The sequence below is a fragment of the Kitasatospora sp. NPDC059795 genome (genome assembly GCF_042732175.1).
Taxonomy (GTDB): domain Bacteria; phylum Actinomycetota; class Actinomycetes; order Streptomycetales; family Streptomycetaceae; genus Kitasatospora.
The window spans coordinates 20,016-41,672 of the sequence record NZ_JBHWID010000012.1 but is presented as its reverse complement, the minus strand read 5'-3'; the positions used below and the strand labels follow the sequence as shown (position 1 = coordinate 41,672).

Genomic DNA, 21,657 nt, shown 5'->3' with positions numbered 1-21,657 from the left:
GCACTCCCCTATCGTCTGGCGGCAGACAGTTGTTGCGCAGATGATCCGGAAGCATATGAGCCCATCGATCGACGGTCAAACAATCTGCGGCCAGACGATTACACTGCTGCCCACGACCGATCAGGAGAACGGATGACCGACGGCTACTTCCCGCAGCTCGCCGCCGAGCGGCCCGACATCGCGCTGTGCCGCGCCTCCTCGGCGGTGGCCCGGATCACCGAGGCGCACGCCCGCGCGGCCGGCCTCGGCGTGGGCCCGCACCTGGTGCTGAAGATGCTCGCCGAGCGCGGCCCGTCCTCGCAGCGCGCCCTGGGCGAGCAGCTGCGGATCGACCGCACCGTGATGGTCGGCGTCTGCGACGGCCTGGAGCAGGACGGCCTGGTCCGCCGCGAACGCGACCCCGCCGACCGCCGCGCCTACGCCGTCACCCTCACCCCGGCCGGCCGCCGCCGCCTGACCGCCGCCGAGACCGCCGTGCCCGCCCTGCTGGACGAGGCGCTCGCCCCGCTGAACGCACAGGAGCGCGGACAGCTGTCCGCGCTCCTGCTCAAACTCACCGCCCAGCGGTGACGGGCCCCGTCAGATCTGGATGCCCGCCATCCGCTTCCACTCGTACGGGCCGGTCTTCACCTTCAGGCCGAGCTCGCCCTCGAAGTCGTCGTGCAGGGTGAGCCCGGCGAGTTCGGCGGCCCGGCGGCCGATCGCGTAGGTCGGGGCGACCTGGTCGCCCCAGGTGCCGTCCGCGCCGACCACGACGATCCGGGTGGCGGTGCGGCCGACGTACTCGACGACGCCGTCGGCGCTGCCGCCGTGCTGCGCGGCGAAGCTGCTCAGGTGCTTGGCAATGCGCTTGGCGCGGCGCTCGATGCGGGCGTCCGGCGCGGCGGTGGTGGCGGTCTCTGCGCTGGTCATGCCCGCATGCTACCGACCGGTAGTGCCGGTGGCGACGGCGCCGCCCTGTGCCGACGGCCACATGGCGGGCAGCGGCAGCTCACCGGCCCCGGCGTAGGCCAGCGCGAAGGCCGTGCCCTCCGGCCCGGGGGCGGCGATCCGGCGGATCCGCTCCAGGCGCAGCCGCAGCGCGAACCCGCGTTCCTCGGCCGCCAGCCCGGCGGGCAGGTGCAGCAGGTCGAGCAGCTGCTCGGAGAACTCCTGGGTCTGCCAGGCCGCGTCCAGCCGGCGCCGTTCGTAGCCGTCCAGCGCGTCGTGGCTGTCCAGCGCGTCGTGGCCGTCCGGCGCGCCGCCGTCGTCGCCGCCGCGCAGTTCGGCGAGCAGCGCGCCCGCCAGGTCGGCGGCGTCGGCGACCGCCGAGTTGAGGCCCTTCGCGCCGGACGGCGTGACGGTGTGCGCGGCGTCCCCCGCGAGCAGCAGCCGGCCGGAGCGCATCCGGTGGGCAACCCGGCCGCGCATCCGCAGCATGCCGGTCTCCAGCAGCTCGCCGAGCACCGGGTCGTTGCCGCCGAGGGCCAGCCGGCGGTGCAGCTCGGCGCGGATCCGCGGCTCGTCCCAGGCGGCGGGCTCCTCCCCGGCGGGCACCTCCAGGTAGAACCGTCCGACGTCGGCGGTGCGCGGCATCATCCCGGCGAACCCGTCGGCGTGCACCGCGTACCGGATCTGCTCGACCGGCCGGGAGATCCGCGCCAGCACCGTCAGCCAGTCGTACGGGTAGCGCCGCCCGGGCCCCTGCGCGCGGTCGGGGAAGGCGGCGGCGACGATGCCGTGCGCGCCGTCGCAGCCGATCGCGTACTCGGCGTGCAGCGGGCCGTCGGCGGTGTCCAGCACCGGCCGGCCGTCGGCGTCCGCCGTGACGCCCCGCACCGGCCGGTCGAAGGCGATGGAGCCGCCGGCCTGCTCGTAGGCGGCAATCAGGTCGCGCAGCAGCAGCTGCTGCGGGTACACCCAGTGCCGGACGCCGCCGGACAGCGCGCCGTAGTCGACCAGCACGTTCTCGCCGAGGCAGGTGATCTCGCACCGGCCGTGCCGTTCGCCCTCGGCGGTCAGCCGGTCGGCCAGGCCGAGCGCCCGCAGGTACTCGACCACCCGGTGCTCCAGCACCCCGGCCCGGGCGGCGCTCTCCACGGCGGCCCGGGAGAGGCGCTCGTGGACGGTGACGGCGATCCCGGCCCGGTGCAGCACGTGGGCGAGCACCAACCCGGCGGGCCCGGCCCCGACGATCGCGACGGTGGTGGTGCGGCGGGTCATCGGCGGCCTCCGGCGAGCAGTGCGGCGACGGGCGCGGCGGGCACCGCGGCCGGGTCGAAGGTCTCGGTGACGACGGCCAGCGGCTGCGTCCCGTGCCACATCAGGTAGGTCTTGTACGCGGCGTCCGCGCCGTCCCAGTCGCGCACCCCGGCGTCCAGCACGGTGCGCCGCAGGCCGGTGCCGGAGGCCTGGAGGGCGGCGCCGATGGGCGCGGCGGGGTCGGTCAGGCACTGTTCGGCGGCGGCGGAGAGCACCGGCCGGGCGACCACCAGGTTGCGCGAGAGTTCGGCGTCGGCGGGGCCGGTGAGCACCGAGCGGCGGACGATCAGCTCCTCGTCCGCCGCGGCCCGCAGCAGCGCCGCCGCCCCGGCGGGCGCCCCGGCGGCCGCCACCCGCCGGTGGTCGGCGCACCCGACCCGCACGGGCGCCCCGGTCCAGGCCGCCAGCAGCGTGGTGGTCAGGCCGTCCGCGCCGAGCAGTATCCGGGTGGCCGGTTCGGCGAAGGCGCCGATCCGTTCGGCGAGCTCGGCCGGTTCACGGACCCGGAGGCGGTACCCGGACACGACGATGGATTGCAACGGCATCGGTTCCCCCGAAAAGATGACGATGGGCGCACGGCGGTGGCCGACCCTACTGGAGAACTGTTTCCGCTGACGAACCGTCACTCCTCGAACCGGCCCCCGAAGACGTGAATACTGGCCGGGTGAACGATTTCCGCGGCTGGCCCGCCGAGGCCCTGGAGTTCTACGAGCACCTGGAGGCCGACAACTCCAGGACGTTCTGGACGGCGCACCGCGCCCGGTACGAGGAGTTGGTGCGCGCCCCGATGGAGGCGCTGCTGGCCCGGTTGGAGCCCGAGTTCGGCCCGGGGAAGATCTTCCGGCCGAACCGGGACGTCCGTTTCTCGGCCGACAAGTCGCCGTACAAGACGCACATCGGCGCGGTGCTGGAGTCCGGCGGGTACGTGCAGCTGTCCGCCGACGGGCTGGCCTGCGGGCTCGGCTACTACCACCTGGCGAGCGACCAGCTGGCGGCCTACCGCACCGCGGTCGCCGAGGACCTGCCGGGCGCGGAGCTGGAGCGGGTGGTGGCGGCGGTGCGCGCGGCCGGGCCCGAGGTGGTCGGCCGGGACAGCCTGAAGACCGCGCCGCGCGGCTACCCGAAGGACCATCCGCGGATCGAGCTGCTGCGGCACAAGGGCCTGATCGCCTGGCAGCGGTGGGAGCCCGCGCCGTGGTTGGGCACCGCGAAGGCGTACGGCCGGATCACCGGCTTCCTGCACGCGGCGGCCCCGCTGCACGAGTGGCTGGAGAACCACGTCGGCCCCAGCGGGCTTGCGCCGCGCTGAGGCCGAGTGTCAGAAGGGGGGCCGAGAACCGATCAGCCGATGAACGGGTCGATCGCGATTTCCAGGAAGAGCAGCGTCAGGTAGGTGATCGACCAGTGGAACAGCCGCATCTCCTTGAGCTTGGCGCCCACGACGCCGGCCTTGGCGCGCGACTGGAGCGCGTACGCCTCCTTCATCCACAGCACGCCGAGCACGGCGGCGGTGGCCGGGTACAGCCAGCTGGTGTGCGCGACCGGCCAGACCAGCAGCGAAGTCGCCACCATCACCCAGGAGTAGACGACGACCTGCTTGGCGACGCCGATGTTGCCGCGGATCACCGGCAGCATCGGCACGCCGGCCCGGGTGTAGTCGTCGCGGACCTTCATCGACAGCACCCAGGTGTGCGGCGGCGTCCAGAAGAACACCACCAGGAACAGCAGCAGCGCCGCCCAGGAGAGCGAGTTGGTGACGGACGCCCAGCCGACGAACACCGGCATGCAGCCGGCGATGCCGCCCCAGACGACGTTCTGCGCGGTGCGCCGCTTCAGGCCCAGCGTGTAGACGAACACGTAGAACAGCAGTGCGGCCAGCGCGAGCGCCGAGGACAGCCAGTTGACCAGGACTCCGAGCCAGACGGTGGAGACCACGGCCAGCGTCACGCCGAAGACCACGGCCTCCCGCGGGGAGACCATGCCGGTGACGATCGGACGCCGCTCGGTACGGGACATCACCGCGTCGATGTCGCGGTCGATGTACATGTTGAGCGCGTTGGCGCCACCCGCGGACAGGTAGCCGCCGACCACCACCGCGAGCACCCGCCACAGGTTGGGCACGCCGCCCTGGGCCAGGAACATCACCGGCACCGTGGAGATCAGCAGCAGCTCGATGATCCGAGGTTTGGTGAGGGCGACGAAGGCCCCGATGCGGGCCCCGAACGGCCGGCGTGCGGTGCTCGTCCCTACCACCCCGGCGGGGCGGGATTCGACGGCGGTCACGGACACCTCAACAGTCGATGAACTTCCACAGGCGTCCCGGAGACCCGCAGGGTGCCCACCGTCCGCGCTGCGCGTACCACGCAACCATAGACGTTCCATATCTCCCGATCCGCCCCGGGGTCCCCCGGCGAGCCGTGCCCGCGCGCGTCTTGCCCCTCGGACGGGCAAACCCTCCCCTGCCGGGTGAATGTAGGACAGAGCAGTTGACGACCCACCAGGGGAATGCGACGCCGCCGGTCCTCGTTGCCCGGCACGCAGGGTGAGGTGCCCCGCAAACGGTAGGCTCGCACAGAGAAGCGGGATCAACCCTCCGTGATCGGCACCAGCCACAGCGGCGTGGCCGACCGGTCCCCTTCACGGGGTGAGACTTCTACAAAAATCCGGAAGGAGCCCTGAGTCAGGGTGAGCACGACGCCGAACGTATTCGAGTGGAGCGAGCTGGACCAACGAGCCGTGGACACGGCCCGGGTCCTGGCCATGGACGCCGTGCAGAAGGTGGGGAACGGGCACCCGGGCACGGCCATGTCGCTGGCCCCCGCCGCCTACCTCGTTTTCCAGCGCTTCCTGCGCCACGACCCGACCGACCCGACCTGGGTCGGCCGCGACCGCTTCGTGCTCTCGCCGGGGCACACCTCCCTCACGCTGTACACCCAGCTGTTCCTGTCCGGTTACGGACTGTCGCTGGACGACCTGAAGGCCTTCCGGGTCGCGGGCAGCCGCACCCCGGGCCACCCCGAGCACGGCCACACCGCCGGCGTCGAGACCACCACCGGCCCGCTCGGCCAGGGCGTCGGCAACGCGGTCGGCATGGCGATGGCGGCCCGCTACGAGCGCGGTCTGTTCGACCCGGACGCGCCGGCCGGCGCCTCGCCGTTCGACCACACCGTCTGGGCGATCGTCTCCGACGGCGACCTCCAGGAGGGCATCTCCGCCGAGGCGTCCTCGCTGGCCGGCCACCAGAAGCTGGGCAACCTGGTCGCGCTGTACGACGACAACCACATCTCCATCGAGGGCGACACCGCCACCGCGTTCTCCGAGGACGTGCTGGCCCGCTACGAGGCGTACGGCTGGCACGTCCAGCGGGTCGTCCCGAAGGCGGACGGCGACATCGACGTCGTCGCGCTGGCCGCCGCGCTGGAGGCCGCCAAGGCCGAGACCGGCAAGCCGTCGATCATCGCGATGCGCACCATCATCGCCTGGCCCGCGCCGAACGCCCAGGACACCGCCAAGGCCCACGGCTCGGCCCTCGGCGACGCCGAGATCGCCGCCACCAAGAAGGTGCTGGGCTTCGACCCGGAGAAGACCTTCGAGGTGACCGACGAGGTCGTCGCGCACACCCGCGAGGTCGTGCAGCGCGGCCAGGCCGCCCGCACCGCCTGGGAGGAGCAGCTGCGCGAGTGGCGCGCCGCCAACCCGCAGCGCGCCGCCGAGTTCGACCGGATCCAGATCGGCGAGCTGCCCGACGGCTGGGAGAAGGCGCTGCCGTCCTTCCCGGCCGGCAAGGACGTCGCCACCCGCAAGGCGTCCGGCGACACCCTGAAGGCCGTCGGCAAGCTCGTCCCCGAGCTGTGGGGCGGCTCCGCGGACCTCGCCGAGTCGAACCTGACCACCATCGACGAGGAGTCCTCCTTCCTGCCGGAGGGCAACCCGCTCAAGAGCGCCTCGCCGTACGGCCGCACCGTCCACTTCGGCATCCGCGAGCACGCCATGGGCTCCGTGATGAACGGCATCGCGCTGCACGGCCGCACCCGCATCTACGGCGGCACCTTCCTGGTGTTCTCCGACTACATGCGCCCCGCGGTCCGGCTCGCCGCGCTGATGAAGCTGCCGGTGACGTACGTCTGGACGCACGACTCGATCGGCCTCGGCGAGGACGGCCCGACCCACCAGCCGGTGGAGCACCTGGCCGCGCTGCGCGCCATCCCCGGCCTGGCCGTGGTCCGCCCGGCGGACGCCAACGAGACCGCCGTGGCCTGGCGCACCGTGCTGGAGCGGCAGACCAGCCACCCCGGCCCGGTCGGCATGGTGCTGACCCGGCAGGGCGTGCCGACCTTCGACCGCGAGGTGTTCGGCTCCGCCGAGGGCGCGGCCAAGGGCGGCTACGTGCTGGCCGAGGCCGAGGGCGGCGAGCCCAAGGTCATCCTGATCGGCACCGGCTCCGAGGTGCAGCTGGCCGTGCAGGCCCGCGAGGCGCTGCAGGCCGAGGGCGTCCCGACCCGCGTGGTCTCGATGCCGTCGGTGGAGTGGTTCGACGAGCAGGACCAGGCGTACCGCGACAGCGTGCTGCCGCCGAACGTCCGGGCCCGGGTCTCGGTCGAGGCGGGCATCGCGCAGGGCTGGCGCGAGCTGGTCGGCGACGCCGGCCGGATCATCAGCCTGGAGCACTTCGGCGCCTCCGCCGACTACAAGGTGCTCTACCAGGAGTTCGGCATCACCGCGGACGCCGTCGCCAACGCGGCCCGCGCCTCGCTGCGCACGGTCGAGGCCGTCTCCCGCTAGCGCTCACCCCGGCCCGGGGGATCCGCACTCCCCCGGGCCGGGCCCCGGACTCCACCAGACGTACGAAAAGAAGAAGAGGGACTGAAGCACCATGACCGACGCATTGAACCGCCTCAGCGAAGAAGGCGTGGCGATCTGGCTGGACGACCTCAGCCGGGAGCGCCTGAACTCGGGCAACCTGGCCGAGCTGGTGCAGGAGAAGCACGTCGTCGGCGTCACCACCAACCCGACCATCTTCCAGAAGGCCATCGCGGGCAACGGCGCGTACAACCGCCAGCTGGAGGACCTCGCGGTGCGCAAGGTCACCACCGACGAGGCCGTCCGCATGATCACCACCTCGGACGTCCGCGACGCCGCCGACGTGCTGCGCCCGGTGTACGACGCCTCCAACGGCCGTGACGGCCGGGTCTCCATCGAGGTCGACCCGCGCCTCGCCCACGAGACCGCGGCGACCGTCGCCGAGGCCAAGCAGCTGTGGTGGCTGGTCGACCGCCCGAACGTGCTGATCAAGATCCCCGCCACGCTGGCCGGTCTGCCCGCGATCTCCGCGGTGCTCGCCAAGGGCATCAGCGTCAACGTCACGCTGATCTTCTCGCTGGAGCGGTACAAGGCCGTCATCGACGCGCACCTGACCGGCCTGGAGCAGGCCAAGGCCGCCGGTCTGGACCTCTCGCAGATCGAGTCGGTCGCGTCGTTCTTCGTCTCCCGCGTCGACACCGAGATCGACAAGCGCCTGAACGCGCTCGGCGGCGAGGCCAAGGACCTGCGCTCCAAGGCCGCGGTCGCCAACGCCCGCCTCGCCTACCAGGCGTACGAGGAGGTCTACGGCTCGGTCGACGGCGCCAAGCCCGCCTCGGCCCGCTGGGCGGCCCTGGAGGCGGCCGGCGCCAAGCCGCAGCGCCCGCTGTGGGCGTCCACCGGCGTCAAGGACCCGAGCCTGCCGGACACCCTCTACGTGACCGAGCTGGTCGCCCCCGGCACCGTCAACACCATGCCCGAGGGCACCCTGGACGCCACCGACGACCACGGCGTCGTCACCGGCGACACCATCACCCCGAACTACGCGGACGCCCAGGCCGTGCTGGACGCGGTCGCCGCGGCCGGCGTGGACTACGACGACGTGGTCCGGGTGCTGGAGGAAGAGGGCGTGCAGAAGTTCGAGGTGTCCTGGAACGAGCTCCTCGACACCGTCACCGCCGCGCTCCGGTCGCACGGCGACAACTGACCCTGCTCACGGAACCGACGCACGGAAAGCGGAGCACACCACAGTGAGCAACACCCAGCCGTACCCGGACGTGGAGGGAACGGAGCCGGCCGCGGGAGACACCCCGGACCGGCCCGTCAACCCCCTTCGGGACCCTGCCGACCGCCGGCTCCCGCGGATCGCCGGGCCGTCCGGCCTGGTCATCTTCGGCGTCACCGGCGACCTGTCGCGCAAGAAGCTGATGCCGGCCATCTACGACCTCGCCAACCGCGGCCTGCTGCCGCCGGGCTTCTCGCTGATCGGCTTCGCCCGGCGCGAGTGGGCCGACGAGGACTTCGCGCAGGTGGTGCACGACGCCGTCAAGGAGCACGCGCGCACCCCCTTCCGCGAGGAGGTCTGGCAGCAGCTCGCCAAGGGCATGCGGTTCGTCCAGGGCGACTTCGGTGACGACGACGCCTTCGACATGCTGCGTCGCACCATCGAGGAGCTCGACCAGGCGCAGGGCACCAGCGGCAACTTCGCGTTCTACCTGTCGGTGCCTCCGAAGTTCTTCCCCACCGTGGTCCAGCAGCTGAAGAAGCACGGCCTGACCGACCCGGCGCCGGGTTCCTGGCGCCGGGCCGTCATCGAGAAGCCGTTCGGCCACGACCTGGAGAGCGCCCAGGAGTTGAACCGGATCGTCCACGAGGTCTTCCCCCGTGACGAGGTCTTCCGGATCGACCACTACCTGGGCAAGGAGACCGTCCAGAACATCCTGGCGCTGCGTTTCGCCAACCAGATGTTCGAGCCGATCTGGAACCGCTCGTACGTCGACCACGTGCAGATCACCATGGCCGAGGACATCGGCATCGGCGGCCGGGCCGGCTACTACGACGGCATCGGCTCGGCCCGCGACGTCATCCAGAACCACCTGCTCCAGCTGATGGCGCTCACCGCCATCGAGGAGCCCGCGTCCTTCCACCCGAAGGCGCTGGTCGCCGAGAAGCTGAAGGTGCTCAGCGCCGTCAAGCTCCCCGCCGACCTGGGCAAGCACACCGTGCGCGGCCAGTACTCCTCCGGCTGGCAGGGCGGCGAGGAGGTGGTCGGCTACCTGGACGAGGACGGCATCAACCCCGAGTCCAAGACCGACACCTACGCGGCCATCAAGCTGGAGATCAACAACCGGCGCTGGGCGGGCGTGCCGTTCTACCTGCGCACCGGCAAGCGGCTGGGCCGCCGGGTCACCGAGATCGCGGTGGTCTTCCAGCGTGCCCCGTACCTGCCGTTCGACTCCTACGCCACCGAGGAGCTCGGCCAGAACGCCCTGGTGATCCGCGTCCAGCCGGACGAGGGCGTCACCGTGCGCTTCGGTTCGAAGGTCCCCGGCACCGCGCTGGAGGTCCGCGACGTCACCATGGACTTCGCCTACGGCGAGTCGTTCACCGAGTCCAGCCCCGAGGCGTACGAGCGCCTGATCCTGGACGTCCTGCTGGGCGACGCCAACCTCTTCCCGCGGCACCAGGAGGTCGAGCTGTCCTGGCAGATCCTCGACCCGATCGAGCAGTACTGGGACGCCAACGGCAAGCCCGCGCAGTACCCGGCCGGCACCTGGGGCCCGGTCGAGGCGGACGAGATGCTCGCACGAGACGGCAGGAGCTGGCGTCGGCCATGAAGATCGATCTGACGAACACCACGTCCAGCAAGATCAACGCTGCCCTGATGGACGCCCGGCGGGCCAGCGGCTCGACCGCCGCCGGCATGGTGCTGACCCTGGTCATCGTGACCGACGAGGGCAGCGCCTACGACGCCCTGAAGGCCGCCAACGACGCCTCCCGCGAGCACCCCTCGCGGACCCTGGCCGTCATCAAGCGGGCCGGACGCTCGCCCCGCGCCCGCGCCGAGACCCGGCTGGACGCGGAGATCCTGGTCGGCAGCGACGCCGGCTCCGGCGAGACGGTGATCCTGCGCATGCACGGCGAACTCGCCTCGCACGCCCAGTCCGTGGTCCTGCCGCTGCTCCTGCCGGACGCCCCCGTGGTGGTCTGGTGGCCGGACAACGCGCCGCTCAACCCCGCCCAGGACCCGCTGGGCGCGCTCGCCCAGCGCCGGATCACCGACGCCGTCACCGCCGAGTCCCCGGTCGGGCAGCTCGCCCAGCGGGCCACCGGCTACACCCCCGGCGACACCGACCTGGCCTGGACCCGGATCACCGGCTGGCGCTCCATGCTGGCCGCCGCGCTCGACCAGCGCGACGTCGGGATCACCGCCGCGGTGGTCGAGGGCGAGTCGTACAACCCCAGCGTCGAACTGCTCGGCCTGTGGCTGCACAACCGCCTGCGGGTGCCGGTCGAACGCGTCGTCACCGGCGGCCCCGGCATCACCTCGGTCACGCTCCGCACCAAGGACGGCGACATCGTCCTGGACCGCCCCGACGGCCTGCTCGGCACCCTGTCGATGCCCGGCGCGCCCGACCGCATGGTCGCGCTCAAGCGCCGCGACACCGCCGAGCTGATCGCCGAGGAGCTCCGCCGCCTCGACCCCGACGACATCTACGCCACCGCCGTCCGCACCCCCGTGGACCGGCTGCGCGAGCGGATCGCCGGAGTCGAGCACGCGGGCCCCGGCGGCACCGTCGAACAGGCCCACGTCGAGGAGCACGCGGTCGGCGAACGGGAGACCCCCGCCGCCACCAAGAAGGCCGCCGCCCGGAAGAAGACCGCCCAGTGAGCACCGACCGGATCCTGGTCCACCGCGGCCCGGCGCTGCTCGCCGAGGCGGCCGCCGCCCGGCTGATCACCGCCACCGTGGACGCCCAGGCCGCACGCGGCGCCGCCCACCTGGTGCTCACCGGCGGCCGCAACGGCAACGCCCTGCTCGCCGCGCTCGCCGCCCACCCGGCGCGCGACGCGGTGGACTGGGCGCGGGTCGACCTCTGGTGGGGCGACGAGCGCTTCGTGCCGCACGACTCCCCGGACCGCAACGCCGTCCAGGCCGCCGCGTTCCTGGACGCGGTCCGCCCGCTCGGCGCCCGCATCCACGAGATGCCCCCCGCCGACGGCACCACCAGCGCCGAGGACGGCGCCGCCCGCTACGCCGCCGACCTCGCCGCCGCGGGCCGGCCGGCGTTCGACGTCCTGCTCCTGGGCGTCGGCCCCGACGCGCACGTCGCCTCGCTGTTCCCCGGCCACCCCGGGGTCCACCGGACCGACACCACGGTCATCGCCGTCCACGACTCCCCCAAGCCCCCGCCGACCCGGCTGTCGCTGACCCTCCCGATGCTCAACAGCGCCCGCGAGGTCTGGCTCCTCGCGGCCGGCGAGGACAAGGCCGAAGCCGTGGCCCTCGCCCGCACCGCCCCGCCCGCCGCCACGGCCCCGGCCGGCGCGGTCAAGGGCACCGAACAGACCCTCTGGTTCCTGGACGAAGCCGCCGCGAGCAAGCTCCCCTGACACCCGCCACCCGACGCCCCGTCAGGGGCGCGTGGGGGCACCTCCCAGCCCGCCAGGGCTGGGGAGAACTGCGCGAAGGGGAACGCGACAACCGGAAAGCCGCCCACCCAGGGAATCCAACCCCCGGTGGGCGGCTTTCGCGATATCAGGTGCACTCCCCCCGGAGGGAACGCCACAAGCAGAAAGCCGCCCACCCCGGAGAACCCTCCAGGTGGGCGGCTTTCGTGTTGCCGAACGGCTCAGATCTCGCCGCGCAGCTTGGCCAGCGCCTCAGCGAGAATCGCCTCGCCGTCCGCGTCCGTCCGCCGCTCGCGCACGTACGCGAGGTGCGTCTTGTACGGCTCGTTGCGGGCCGGGGCGGGCGGGTTGTGCTCGTCCTGGCCGGCCGGGAAGCCGCAGCGGGGGCAGTCCCAGGTGTCCGGGATGGCCGCCTCCGCGGCGAAACTGGGGCGCGTCTCATGCTTGTTGGCGCACCAGAAGGAGATCCGGTTGCGGGGGGCGGACTCGCCGCGCTCCGCCTCCCCCATCGGGCCGGCACCGACTCTGCTGCCTCGGATCGCGTTGCCACTTGCCACGGTCTGACTCCCCTGCGTGCTGGTGCCGTCCGGCCGCGGCTGGGCGGACGGTGGCGAAGTCGTCCTAGTGTAAGCGGCGGTTAAGACTGTGCCACCACCGCCCGCCGACTTCCTGTCAGTTGTCGGCGTCCGTCACGAACGTCAGTTGCCCTTGAGCAGCAGGCCCAGCACGATGATGCACGCGAACCAGGCCAGGCCGATGACGACGGTGATGCGGTCCAGGTTGCGCTCGGCCACTGCGGAGCCGCCACCGGTGGACATCGCGCCGCCGCCGAACATGTCGGACAGGCCGCCGCCCTTGCCCTTGTGCAGCAGGACCAACATGATCATCAGCACACTGAGGACGATCAGTGCAATCTCGAACCCGAGAACCACGACGGGACCAACTCTCTCGAATCTTCGGCGAAGGGGCCGGGCCCGCTTGAGCGGTCCGGCCCCAAAGCCTACGTTGCGGTGGCGGCGTTAGCCTACTGCCTGGTCACGGAAGCGCACGATCTTGACGAACTCGTCGGCGTCCAGCGAGGCGCCGCCGATCAGTGCGCCGTCGACGTCGGGCTTGGCCATCAGGCCGGCCGCCGACGAGGACTTCACCGAACCGCCGTACAGGACGCGGACCTTGTCGGCCAGGTCGGTGCCGTACAGCTCGCCGAGCCGGGCCCGGATCGCGCCGCACACCTCCTGCGCGTCCTCGGGGGTGGCGACCTCGCCGGTGCCGATCGCCCAGACCGGCTCGTACGCGACCACGATGCTCTCCGCGTCGGAGGCCGGGACGCCGTCCAGCGCGCCGTCCAGCTGCGCGAGGGTGTACGCGACGTGGGTGCCGGCCTTGCGGATCTCCAGCGGCTCGCCGATGCACAGGATCGGGGTGATCCCGTTGCGGTAGGCGGCCTTGACCTTGGCGTTGACGATCTCCTCGTTCTCGCCGTGGTACTGGCGGCGCTCGGAGTGGCCGATCACCGCGTAGGTGCAGTTCAGCCGCGACAGCATCGGGCCGGACACCTCGCCGGTGTAGGCGCCGCCGTCGTGCTGCGAGATGTCCTGCGAGCCGTACTTGATCTTCAGCTTGTCGCCGTCGACCAGGGTCTGCACGGAGCGCAGGTCGGTGAACGGGACGAGGACGGCGACCTCGACGGCCGCGTAGTCCTTGTCGGCCAGCGAGAACGCCAGCTTCTGGGTGTGGCGGATGGCCTCGAGGTGGTCGAGGTTCATCTTCCAGTTGCCCGCCATCAGCGGGAGACGCTCAGTCATGTCTCTCTCAGTCCTCCAGGGCGGCGAGACCGGGGAGGGTCTTGCCCTCCAGGTACTCGAGGCTCGCGCCACCGCCGGTCGAGATGTGTCCGAACTTCGTCTCGTCGAAGCCCAGGGTGCGCACCGCCGCCGCCGAGTCGCCGCCGCCGACCACCGTGAACGCCTCGGAGTCGAGCAGCGCCTGGGCGACCGCCCGGGTGCCGTCGGCGAACGCCGGGTGCTCGAACACGCCCATCGGGCCGTTCCAGAACACCGTCTTCGCGTCGGCGATCTTCTCCGCGAACAGCTGCGCGGTCTTCGGGCCGATGTCCAGGCCGATCGCGCCGTCCGGGATGGCGTCCACGCCGACGACCGCGAAGTCCTCGACCGGGGCGCCGCCCTTGACGTCCGGGAAGGAGCCGGACACCGCGGTGTCCAGCGGGATCACGAACTCCACGCCCTGCTCGGCGCCGCGCTTCAGGTAGTCCTGGACGACCGGGATCTGGTCCTCCTGGAGCAGCGAGGCGCCGACGCCGTGGCCCTGGGCGGCGATGAAGGTGTACATCATGCCGCCGCCGATCAGGATCCGGTCGGCCTTGTCGAGCAGGTTCTCGATCACGCCGACCTTGTCGGAGACCTTGGAGCCGCCGAGCACCACCACGTACGGGCGGGCCACGTCCTCGGTGAGGCGCTTGAGGACGCCCACCTCGGTGGCGATCAGGTCGCCGACGGCGTGCGGCAGCCGGGCCGGCAGGTCGTACACGGAGGCGTGCTTGCGGTGCACCGCACCGAAGCCGTCGCCGACGTACAGGTCCGCCAGGGCGGCCAGCTCGTCGGCGAACGCGCCGCGCTCGGCGTCGTCCTTGGACGTCTCACCGGCGTTGAACCGCAGGTTCTCCAGCAGCGTGACCTCGCCGTCGCCGAGAGCGGCGACGGTGGCCTTCGCGCTGTCCCCGACCGTGTCGGTGGCGAAGCTCACCGGGCGGCCGAGGATCTCGCCGAGGCGGACCGCCACCGGTGCGAGCGAGAACTTCGGGTCCGGCTCGCCCTTCGGACGGCCCAGGTGCGAGGCGACGACCACCCGCGCGCCGCGCTCGACGAGCTTGGCGATGGTCGGCGCGACGGCGCGGATCCGGCCGTCGTCGGTGATGGTGTCACCGGACAGCGGCACGTTGAGGTCGGCGCGGACGAACACCCGCTTGCCGGAGACCTCCAGGTCTTCGATCGTCTTCACGGTCTTGCTCCTCGATGGATGGATCGGCAGGCGGTGACACGGCGCAGCCAGTCACCGGGAAAAGGTAGGACGGACGAGGGTGGGCGCAGCGGCAGGGCCCGGTCGGCGGTCACAGCCGTCCGGGCCCTGCCCCTTACGTCACGTCAGCTACCGCTGGGAGTCAGAGCTGCTCGCCGATGATGGCGACCAGGTCGACGAGGCGGTTCGAGTAGCCGAACTCGTTGTCGTACCAGCCGAGCACCTTGACCTGGTTCCCCTGAACCATCGTCAGCTGCGAGTCGAAGATGCAGGAGTGCGGGTCGTTCACGATGTCCGCGGACACGATCGGGTCTTCGGTGTACGCCAGGATGCCCTTGAGCGAGCCTTCCTGGGCGGCCTTCTGGAACGCGGCGTTGACCTCGTCCTTGGTGACCTCGCGCTCCAGGGTGACCACCAGGTCGGTGATGGAGCCGGTCGGCACCGGGACGCGCAGCGAGGTGCCGTCCAGCTTGCCCTTCAGCTGCGGAAGGACCAGGGCGGTGGCCTTGGCGGCGCCGGTCGAGGTCGGAATGATGTTCTGCGAGGCGGCGCGGGCGCGACGCAGGTCCTTGTGCGGGAAGTCCAGGGTGACCTGGTCGTTGGTGAAGGCGTGCACGGTCGTCATCAGGCCCTTGACGATGCCGAAGTTCTCGTCGAGCACCTTCGCCATCGGCGCCACGCAGTTGGTGGTGCAGGAGGCGTTGGAGATGATGTCGTGCGCAGCCGCGTCGTACTTGTCGTCGTTGACGCCCAGCACGATGGTGATGTCCTCGCCGCTGGCGGGCGCCGAGATGACGACCTTCTTCGCACCGGCGGTCAGGTGCTTCTTCGCACCCTCGGCCTTGGTGAAGATGCCGGTGGACTCGACGACGATGTCGGCGCCCAGCGCGGCCCAGGGGAGGTTCGCGGGGTCACGCTCAGCGGTGACCTTGAAGGTGTGACCATCGACGGTGATGGTGTCCTCGGTGTGCGAGACCTCGCCGGGGAAGGTTCCGAGAGTGGTGTCGTACTTGAGCAGGTGAGCCAGCGTCTTGGTGTCGGTCAGGTCGTTGACACCGACGATTTCGATGTCCGCGCCCTGGGCCTTGACCGCACGGAAGAAGTTGCGGCCGATGCGGCCGAACCCGTTGATGCCTACCCGGATCGTCACGAACCGATCTCCTAACAGGTACGCCGGGCCGGAGCCCGACGGGGGTGAAATTTTGGGTTTTCCCCGACCACTGATGACCCTACCTCCCCCAAGTGTCGCAAGGCACATCGCCTCACCGGTAGGGCGCAAGGGCCCAGATGGCCGAAAGGGGCGTGCGGGCTTGTCCGCGGCGGATGCCGCGTCACGCTCCGCACGCCCCTTCGGGTTTGCGTTCCAGGAGGTTGACGGCCCGTCAGTTCAGGGCCATCTCCTCGGTCAGGTTGGCCTCGGTGTTGGGCAGGCCGAGTTCGGCCGCACGCTTGTCGGCCATCGCCAGCAGGCGGCGGATCCGGCCGGCCACCGCGTCCTTGGTCAGCGGCGGGTCGGCGAGCGCGCCGAGCTCCTCCAGCGAGGCCTGCTTGTGCTGCATGCGCAGCGCGCCGGCGGCCGCCAGGTGCTCGGGCACCTCCTCGCCGAGGATCTCCAGGGCGCGGGCGACCCGGGCGCCGGCCGCGACCGCGGCGCGGGCCGAGCGGCGCAGGTTGGCGTCGTCGAAGTTGGCCAGCCGGTTGGCGGTGGCGCGGACCTCGCGGCGCATCCGGCGCTCCTCCCAGGCCAGCACCGACTCGTGCGCGCCGAGGCGGGTGAGCAGCGCGCCGATCGCGTCGCCGTCGCGGATCACCACCCGGTCCACGCCGCGGACCTCGCGGGCCTTGGCGGGGATGCCGAGCCGGCGGGCCGCACCGACCAGCGCGAGGGCCGCCTCGGAGCCGGGGCAGGTGATCTCCAGCGAGGAGGAGCGGCCCGGCTCGGTGAGCGAGCCGTGCGCCAGGAACGCGCCGCGCCAGGCGGCCTCCGCGTCGCACGTCGCCCCGGACACCACCGCCGGGGGCAGGCCCCGGATCGGGCGTCCGCGTCCGTCCACCAGCCCGGTCTGCCGGGCCAGCAGCTCGCCGTCCTTCACCACCCGCACCACGTACCGGCTGCCGCGACGCAGCCCGCCGGGGGCCATCACCACCAGATCCGAGGAGTGTCCGAAGATCTCCAGGAGGTCCTTGCGCAGCCGCCGTGCCGCAATGCCGGTGTCCAGCTCCGCCTCGATCACGATGCGGCCGCTCACAATGTGCAGTCCGCCCGCGAAACGCAGGATCGCCGAGACCTCCGCCTTGCGGCAGCAGGCACGGGTGACGGGAAGCCGGGAGATCTCGTCTTTCACCGCTGCCGTCATCGCCATGGGCCGATCCTTCCATGAGTCCGGAAAATCCGGTCGTACGCCGCGGCCAAGAGCTCCGCGTCGTGTCGCGGGGTCCCGTCGGCGCGCGCCACCGAATCGAGCACCAGGGAGGCGCCCATCCGCTTCGCGGCCTGCTCCAGGCCCGTCAGGTCGGCGAGCCCGAAAGCACCTCCGCTGACGGCCCGCTCATCCACCAGGATCGCATCCACCACGAGGTCCGGAGCGTGGTCGGCGATCACCTCCAGGTGGCGCTGCGGGGTGAAGCCCTCGGTCTCGCCGGGCTGCGGCGCCAGGTTGAGGGTCAGCAGGCGGCGGGCCCGGGTCTCGGTGAGGGCCTTCGCCAGCTCGGGGACCAGCAGGTGCGGCAGCACGCTGGTGAACCAGGAGCCCGGGCCGAGCACCACCCAGTCCGCCTCCAGCACGGCCTGCACCGCCTCGGGGACGGCCGGCGGCTCGTCCGGGACCAGCCGGATCGACTGCACGGTGCCCGGCGTCACCGCGACCGAAGCCTGGCCGCGGACCGCCGACACCTCGCCCGGGCGCAGCGGGTCGTGGCCGCGGACCTGCGCCTCGATGTCCAGCGGCACCGCGGACATCGGCAGTACCCGGCCCTGTACGTTCAGCAGCCGGCCCACCCAGTTCAGCGCCTCCACCGGGTCGCCGAGCTTCTCCCACAGCGCCACGATCAGCAGGTTGCCGACGGCGTGGCCGCCGAGTTCGCCGGTGCCGGTGAAGCGCTGCTGGATGACCTCCGACCAGGTGCGGCCCCAGTCGTCGTCGCCGCACAGCGCGGCCAGCGCCTTGCGGAGGTCGCCGGGCGGCAGCACGCCGAGTTCGGCGCGCAGCCGCCCGCTGGAGCCGCCGTCGTCGGCGACGGTGACCACGGCGGTCAGCTCGGTGGTCAGCCGGCGCAGCGCGGACAGTGAGGCGGACAGGCCCTGGCCGCCGCCCAGCGCGGCGATCCTCGGGGCGCCGGGGCGCTGTCCCGAGGCCCGCTCGGCAGGTCTGGTCCGGAGCTGCTGCCGCGCTGGCACGTATCCCGTCACGCCGACCCCATGTTCCTGTCTCGTGCTCGGCCGGGGCGGCGGTTACGGGGGGTTCCCGGCCGCTACTCCCGGCCCATGTCCCGGTGGACCAGCACCGTCTCGACTCCGTCCGCGATCAGACGCTTCGTCAGCTGCTCGGACATCGCGACGCTGCGGTGTTTGCCTCCGGTGCAGCCTACGGCAAGCGTCATGTAACGCTTCCCCTCGCGGCGGTAACCCTCGGTGATGATCCGCAGCAGCTCGGTGTAGCCGTCCAGGAACGGCTGCGCCCCGGGCTGCTGGAACACGTACTCTGCCACGTCCGGATCGGTTCCGGTACGGGCCCGCAGCTCCGGCACCCAGTGCGGGTTCGGCAGGAAGCGGCAGTCGACCACCAGGTCGGCGTCGACCGGCAGGCCGTACTTGAAGCCGAAGGACATCACGGTGGCGCGCAGCTCCGGCTCGTCCTGGCCGGCGAACTGGGCGTCCATCTTGGCGCGCAGCTGGTGCACGTTGAGGTTCGAGGTGTCGACCACCAGGTCGGCCTCGCCGCGCAGCTCGCGCAGCAGTTCGCGCTCGCGGGCGATGCCGTCGACGATCCGGCCGTCGGCCTGCAGCGGGTGCGGGCGGCGGACCGACTCGAAGCGGCGCACCAGGGCGTCGTCGGAGGAGTCCAGGAACACCACCCGGAGTCGGACGCCGCGCTTCTCCAGTTCCTCCAGGGAGGTCAGCAGGTCGTCGAAGAACGTCCGGCTCCGCACGTCGACCACCACGCCGATCCGCGGCACCGCGCCCTGCGAGCGGGCCCCCAGGTCGACCATGGTGGGAATCAGCGCCGGCGGCAGGTTGTCCACCACGAACCAGCCGAGGTCCTCCAGGCACTTGGCCGCCGTGGAACGGCCTGCCCCGGACATGCCGGAAATGATCACCAGCTCGGGGGTGCTCTCTCCCCCGTTGGACACAGTCACGTCTCTTCCCCGCTTCTCGGTACCGCTGTGGTGCTGCTGTCTTCGATGATCTCGCCCGTCGCGGTGTTGATCGCGAATGCGGCGGGTGTACGGGAGGCCAAGGCTGCGGCAACAGTCTCGGCGGTCCGGCGCCCGATCCCCGGGACTTCGCACAACTCGTCGACGGTGGCCGCGCGGAGCTTCTTCAGCGAACCGAAGTGCTTCAGCAGGGCCCGGCGGCGAGTCTCGCCGAGCCCGGGGACGGAGTCCAGCTCCCCCGCCGTGAGCCGCTTGGCCCGCTTCGAGCGCTGATAGGTGAGGGCGAACCGGTGCGCCTCGTCGCGCGCCCGCTGCAGCAGGTACAGGCCCTCGCTGGAGCGCGGCAGCACCACCGGGTCGTCCTGCCCGGGCAGCCACACCTCCTCCAGCCGCTTCGCCAGGCCGCACACCGCGACGTCGTCGATGCCCAGTTCGGCCAACGCCCGCTGCGCCGCCGCGACCTGCGGCTGCCCGCCGTCGACCACCAGCAGCTGCGGCGGGTAGGCGAAGCGCTTCGGGCGGCCGTTCTCGTCGGTCAACGCCTCGTCGCCGTCCGGGGTTTCCGGGGTCTCCGGGGTCTCCTCCGGGGCGGGGACCTCCTCCGGGACGGCCCACTCGCCGGTCTGCTCGCGCTCCTGGAGGTAGCGGCGGAACCGGCGGGTGATCACCTCGTGCATCGAGCGGACGTCGTCCTGGCCCTCGAAGCCCTTGATCTGGAACCGGCGGTACTCGCTCTTGCGGGCCAGGCCGTCCTCGAACACCACCATGGACGCCACCACGTCCTCGCCCTGCAGGTGCGAGATGTCGAAGCACTCGACCCGCAGCGGCACCGAGTCCAACTCCAGTGCGTCGGCGATCTCCTGGAGCGCCCGGCTGCGGGTGGTGAGGTCCGAGGCGCGCTTGGTCTTGTGCAGCGCCAGCGCCTGCTGGGCGTTGCGCTGGACGGTCTCCATCAGGTCCTTCTTGTCGCCGCGCTGCGGCACCCGCAGGTCGACGTGGGCGCCGCGCAGGCCGGACAGCCATTCGTGCACGGCCTCGCCGGGCACCGCCGGGACGAGCACCTCGCGCGGCACCTGCTCGGTGCCCGCGCCGTACAGCTGCTGCAGCGCGTGCTCGACCAGGCCGGCCGTGTCCACGTCCTCGACCTTGTCGGTCACCCAGCCGCGCTGGCCGCGCACCCGGCCGCCGCGGACGTGGAAGATCTGCACGGCCGCTTCGAGTTCGTCCTCCGCCACCGCCAGCAGGTCCGCGTCGGTGCCGTCGCCCAGCACCACCGCGTTCTTCTCCATCGCGCGGCGCAGCGCCCCCAGGTCGTCGCGCAGCCGGGCCGCCTTCTCGTACTCCATGTCGGCGGCCGCCTCCTGCATCTGCTGCTCCAGGCGGCGCAGGTAGTTGCCCGTCCGGCCGGCCATGAAGTCGCAGAACTCCTCGGCGAGTTCGCGGTGCTCGGCGGCGTCCACCCGGCCCACGCAGGGCGCGGCGCACTTGCCGATGTACCCCAACAGGCAGGGGCGGCCGACCTGTTGGGCCCGCTTGAACACGCCGTTGGAGCAGGTGCGGACCGGGAACACCCGGAGCAGCAGGTCGACGGTCTCGCGGATCGCCCACGCGTGCCCGTACGGCCCGAAGTAGCGCACGCCCTTCTTGTGCGCCCCGCGCATCACCTGGACCCGCGGGAACTCCTCGTTCAGCGTGACCGCGAGCTCCGGGTAGCTCTTGTCGTCCCGGTACTTGACGTTGAACCGCGGGTCGAACTCCTTGATCCAGGAGTACTCCAGCTGCAGCGCCTCGACCTCGGTGGACACCACCGTCCACTCCACCGACGCCGCGGTGGTCACCATCGTCGCGGTGCGCGGGTGCAGGTTCGCGACGTCCTGGAAGTACGAGGACAGCCGCTGGCGCAGGTTCTTCGCCTTGCCGACGTAGATGACCCGCCCGTGCGCGTCACGGAACTTGTACACCCCGGGCGAGAGCGGGATCGCCCCCGGAGCCGGACGGTAGGTGGACGGGTCAGCCATGCCCCTACCGTACCGACTGACGCCGACACCCCGGAGCGATCACCGACAGGCGGACGCTACTTGGTGACCTGAAGCTTCCCGTCCTGCACCGCGACCTTGTACTCGGGCAGCGGCTTCGGCGCGGGGCCGTCCTGCACGGCGCCGTCGGAGATCCCGAAACGGCTGCCGTGGCACAGGCACTGGATCTGCTCCTTGACCACGCCGTTGACCAGGCACCCGGCGTGCGTGCACTTCGCGCTGAACGCCTTGTACTCGCCGGCGGCCGGCTGCGTCACCACGACGGCCTGCTCCCGGTACACCTTGCCGCCGCCGACGGGGACCTCCGAGGCCGCACCGAGGTCGATCGGGCCCGAGGACTTCGGCTCTTCCTTGCCGCTGCCGGAGGAGCAGCCGGCCGCCGTGGCGCCTGCCAGTGCGACGGCCGCACAGCAGAGGACAGTACGGCGGGAAGCGACGGGCTCGGACATCGGGAACTCCTCGGTGCGGGAAAGGGCGCCAGCAACGTAGCACGCACGACGCGGGCCGCCCGGGGAGCCTGGTGCTCTCCCCGGACGGC

At 71.9% G+C, this 21,657-nt stretch carries 21 protein-coding genes; 7 read left to right on the top strand and 14 right to left on the bottom strand.

Annotated elements, in window-relative coordinates; all coding sequences use genetic code 11:
* Positions 1–132 precede the first annotated feature (132 nt).
* Positions 133–570 carry a MarR family winged helix-turn-helix transcriptional regulator gene (locus ACFV4P_RS23705; protein ID WP_380474159.1) on the top strand — a complete coding sequence of 146 codons (438 nt, stop codon included), beginning with the start codon at positions 133–135 and terminating at the stop codon, positions 568–570.
* 9 nt (positions 571–579) lie between these two features.
* Here the strand turns inward: ACFV4P_RS23705 and ACFV4P_RS23700 are convergent, their stop codons facing one another.
* The 3 genes from ACFV4P_RS23700 to ACFV4P_RS23690 are packed head-to-tail and all read right to left on the bottom strand — an operon-like array spanning position 580 to position 2,765.
* On the bottom strand, positions 580–912 hold the full coding sequence (locus tag ACFV4P_RS23700) for a hypothetical protein (protein ID WP_073814863.1): 333 nt from the start codon (positions 910–912) through the stop codon (positions 580–582).
* A gap of 9 nt (positions 913–921) precedes the next feature.
* Entirely contained in the window at positions 922–2,202 is a 1,281-nt protein-coding gene (locus ACFV4P_RS23695) for an FAD-dependent monooxygenase (RefSeq protein WP_380474156.1), read from the bottom strand.
* Entirely contained in the window at positions 2,199–2,765 is a 567-nt protein-coding gene (locus ACFV4P_RS23690) for a chorismate pyruvate-lyase family protein (protein WP_380474154.1), read from the bottom strand. Before ACFV4P_RS23690 ends, ACFV4P_RS23695 begins: the two co-directional genes overlap by 4 nt.
* Positions 2,766–2,905: 140 nt before the next feature.
* Between ACFV4P_RS23690 and ACFV4P_RS23685 the strand changes: the two genes are divergently transcribed.
* Positions 2,906–3,550, top strand: coding sequence for a DUF2461 domain-containing protein (locus ACFV4P_RS23685; protein WP_380474151.1), 645 nt, complete (start codon positions 2,906–2,908; stop codon positions 3,548–3,550).
* 32 nt (positions 3,551–3,582) lie between these two features.
* Here the strand turns inward: ACFV4P_RS23685 and ACFV4P_RS23680 are convergent, their stop codons facing one another.
* Positions 3,583–4,524 (bottom strand): heme o synthase, encoded by a 942-nt coding sequence (locus ACFV4P_RS23680; RefSeq protein WP_380474543.1) that lies wholly within the window; start codon positions 4,522–4,524, stop codon positions 3,583–3,585.
* Between the two features lie 402 nt (positions 4,525–4,926).
* On the opposite strand from ACFV4P_RS23680, the gene tkt reads away from it, so the two are divergent.
* The 5 genes from tkt (at position 4,927) to pgl (ending at position 11,655) form a co-directional block, all read left to right on the top strand.
* Positions 4,927–7,023, top strand: coding sequence for a transketolase (gene tkt / locus ACFV4P_RS23675; protein ID WP_380474148.1), 2,097 nt, complete (start codon positions 4,927–4,929; stop codon positions 7,021–7,023).
* A 91-nt stretch (positions 7,024–7,114) separates the two neighbouring features.
* Positions 7,115–8,248 (top strand): transaldolase, encoded by a 1,134-nt coding sequence (gene tal / locus ACFV4P_RS23670; protein WP_073814870.1) that lies wholly within the window; start codon positions 7,115–7,117, stop codon positions 8,246–8,248.
* A gap of 70 nt (positions 8,249–8,318) precedes the next feature.
* Positions 8,319–9,878, top strand: a complete 1,560-nt coding sequence (gene zwf / locus ACFV4P_RS23665) for a glucose-6-phosphate dehydrogenase (protein WP_380474541.1) — start codon at positions 8,319–8,321, stop codon at positions 9,876–9,878.
* A complete protein-coding gene (opcA, locus tag ACFV4P_RS23660) occupies positions 9,875–10,933 on the top strand; it encodes a glucose-6-phosphate dehydrogenase assembly protein OpcA (protein ID WP_380474146.1) in 1,059 nt (352 codons plus the stop codon). The genes zwf and opcA overlap by 4 nt, the downstream gene beginning before the upstream one ends.
* Entirely contained in the window at positions 10,930–11,655 is a 726-nt protein-coding gene (gene pgl / locus ACFV4P_RS23655) for a 6-phosphogluconolactonase (protein ID WP_380474144.1), read from the top strand. Before opcA ends, pgl begins: the two co-directional genes overlap by 4 nt.
* A 239-nt stretch (positions 11,656–11,894) precedes the next feature.
* Here the strand turns inward: pgl and ACFV4P_RS23650 are convergent, their stop codons facing one another.
* The 10 genes from ACFV4P_RS23650 to ACFV4P_RS23605 form a co-directional block, all read right to left on the bottom strand.
* On the bottom strand, positions 11,895–12,230 hold the full coding sequence (locus ACFV4P_RS23650; protein WP_073814874.1) for an RNA polymerase-binding protein RbpA: 336 nt from the start codon (positions 12,228–12,230) through the stop codon (positions 11,895–11,897).
* A gap of 141 nt (positions 12,231–12,371) precedes the next feature.
* On the bottom strand, positions 12,372–12,605 hold the full coding sequence (gene secG / locus ACFV4P_RS23645) for a preprotein translocase subunit SecG (protein WP_380474141.1): 234 nt from the start codon (positions 12,603–12,605) through the stop codon (positions 12,372–12,374).
* 87 nt (positions 12,606–12,692) lie between these two features.
* Positions 12,693–13,478, bottom strand: a complete 786-nt coding sequence (gene tpiA / locus ACFV4P_RS23640) for a triose-phosphate isomerase (protein WP_380474138.1) — start codon at positions 13,476–13,478, stop codon at positions 12,693–12,695.
* Between the two features lie 7 nt (positions 13,479–13,485).
* The gene (locus ACFV4P_RS23635) at positions 13,486–14,691 is read right to left on the bottom strand and encodes a phosphoglycerate kinase (RefSeq protein WP_380474136.1); all 1,206 of its coding nucleotides are present in this window, start codon (positions 14,689–14,691) and stop codon (positions 13,486–13,488) included.
* Positions 14,692–14,851: 160 nt separating this feature from the next.
* Complete coding sequence (gene gap, locus ACFV4P_RS23630; protein ID WP_380474133.1) at positions 14,852–15,859, bottom strand: type I glyceraldehyde-3-phosphate dehydrogenase; 1,008 nt, start codon at positions 15,857–15,859, stop codon at positions 14,852–14,854.
* 232 nt (positions 15,860–16,091) lie between these two features.
* Positions 16,092–17,072 (bottom strand): DNA-binding protein WhiA, encoded by a 981-nt coding sequence (gene whiA / locus ACFV4P_RS23625; RefSeq protein WP_043910002.1) that lies wholly within the window; start codon positions 17,070–17,072, stop codon positions 16,092–16,094.
* Positions 17,063–18,118 carry a uridine diphosphate-N-acetylglucosamine-binding protein YvcK gene (gene yvcK / locus ACFV4P_RS23620; protein WP_143200345.1) on the bottom strand — a complete coding sequence of 352 codons (1,056 nt, stop codon included), beginning with the start codon at positions 18,116–18,118 and terminating at the stop codon, positions 17,063–17,065. The genes whiA and yvcK overlap by 10 nt, the downstream gene beginning before the upstream one ends.
* A 62-nt stretch (positions 18,119–18,180) precedes the next feature.
* Positions 18,181–19,059 (bottom strand): RNase adapter RapZ, encoded by an 879-nt coding sequence (gene rapZ / locus ACFV4P_RS23615; protein ID WP_380474539.1) that lies wholly within the window; start codon positions 19,057–19,059, stop codon positions 18,181–18,183.
* Between the two features lie 2 nt (positions 19,060–19,061).
* Complete coding sequence (gene uvrC / locus ACFV4P_RS23610; RefSeq protein ID WP_073814883.1) at positions 19,062–21,101, bottom strand: excinuclease ABC subunit UvrC; 2,040 nt, start codon at positions 21,099–21,101, stop codon at positions 19,062–19,064.
* A gap of 56 nt (positions 21,102–21,157) precedes the next feature.
* Positions 21,158–21,568 carry a Rieske (2Fe-2S) protein gene (locus ACFV4P_RS23605; RefSeq protein WP_380474129.1) on the bottom strand — a complete coding sequence of 137 codons (411 nt, stop codon included), beginning with the start codon at positions 21,566–21,568 and terminating at the stop codon, positions 21,158–21,160.
* Positions 21,569–21,657: the final 89 nt, after the last annotated feature.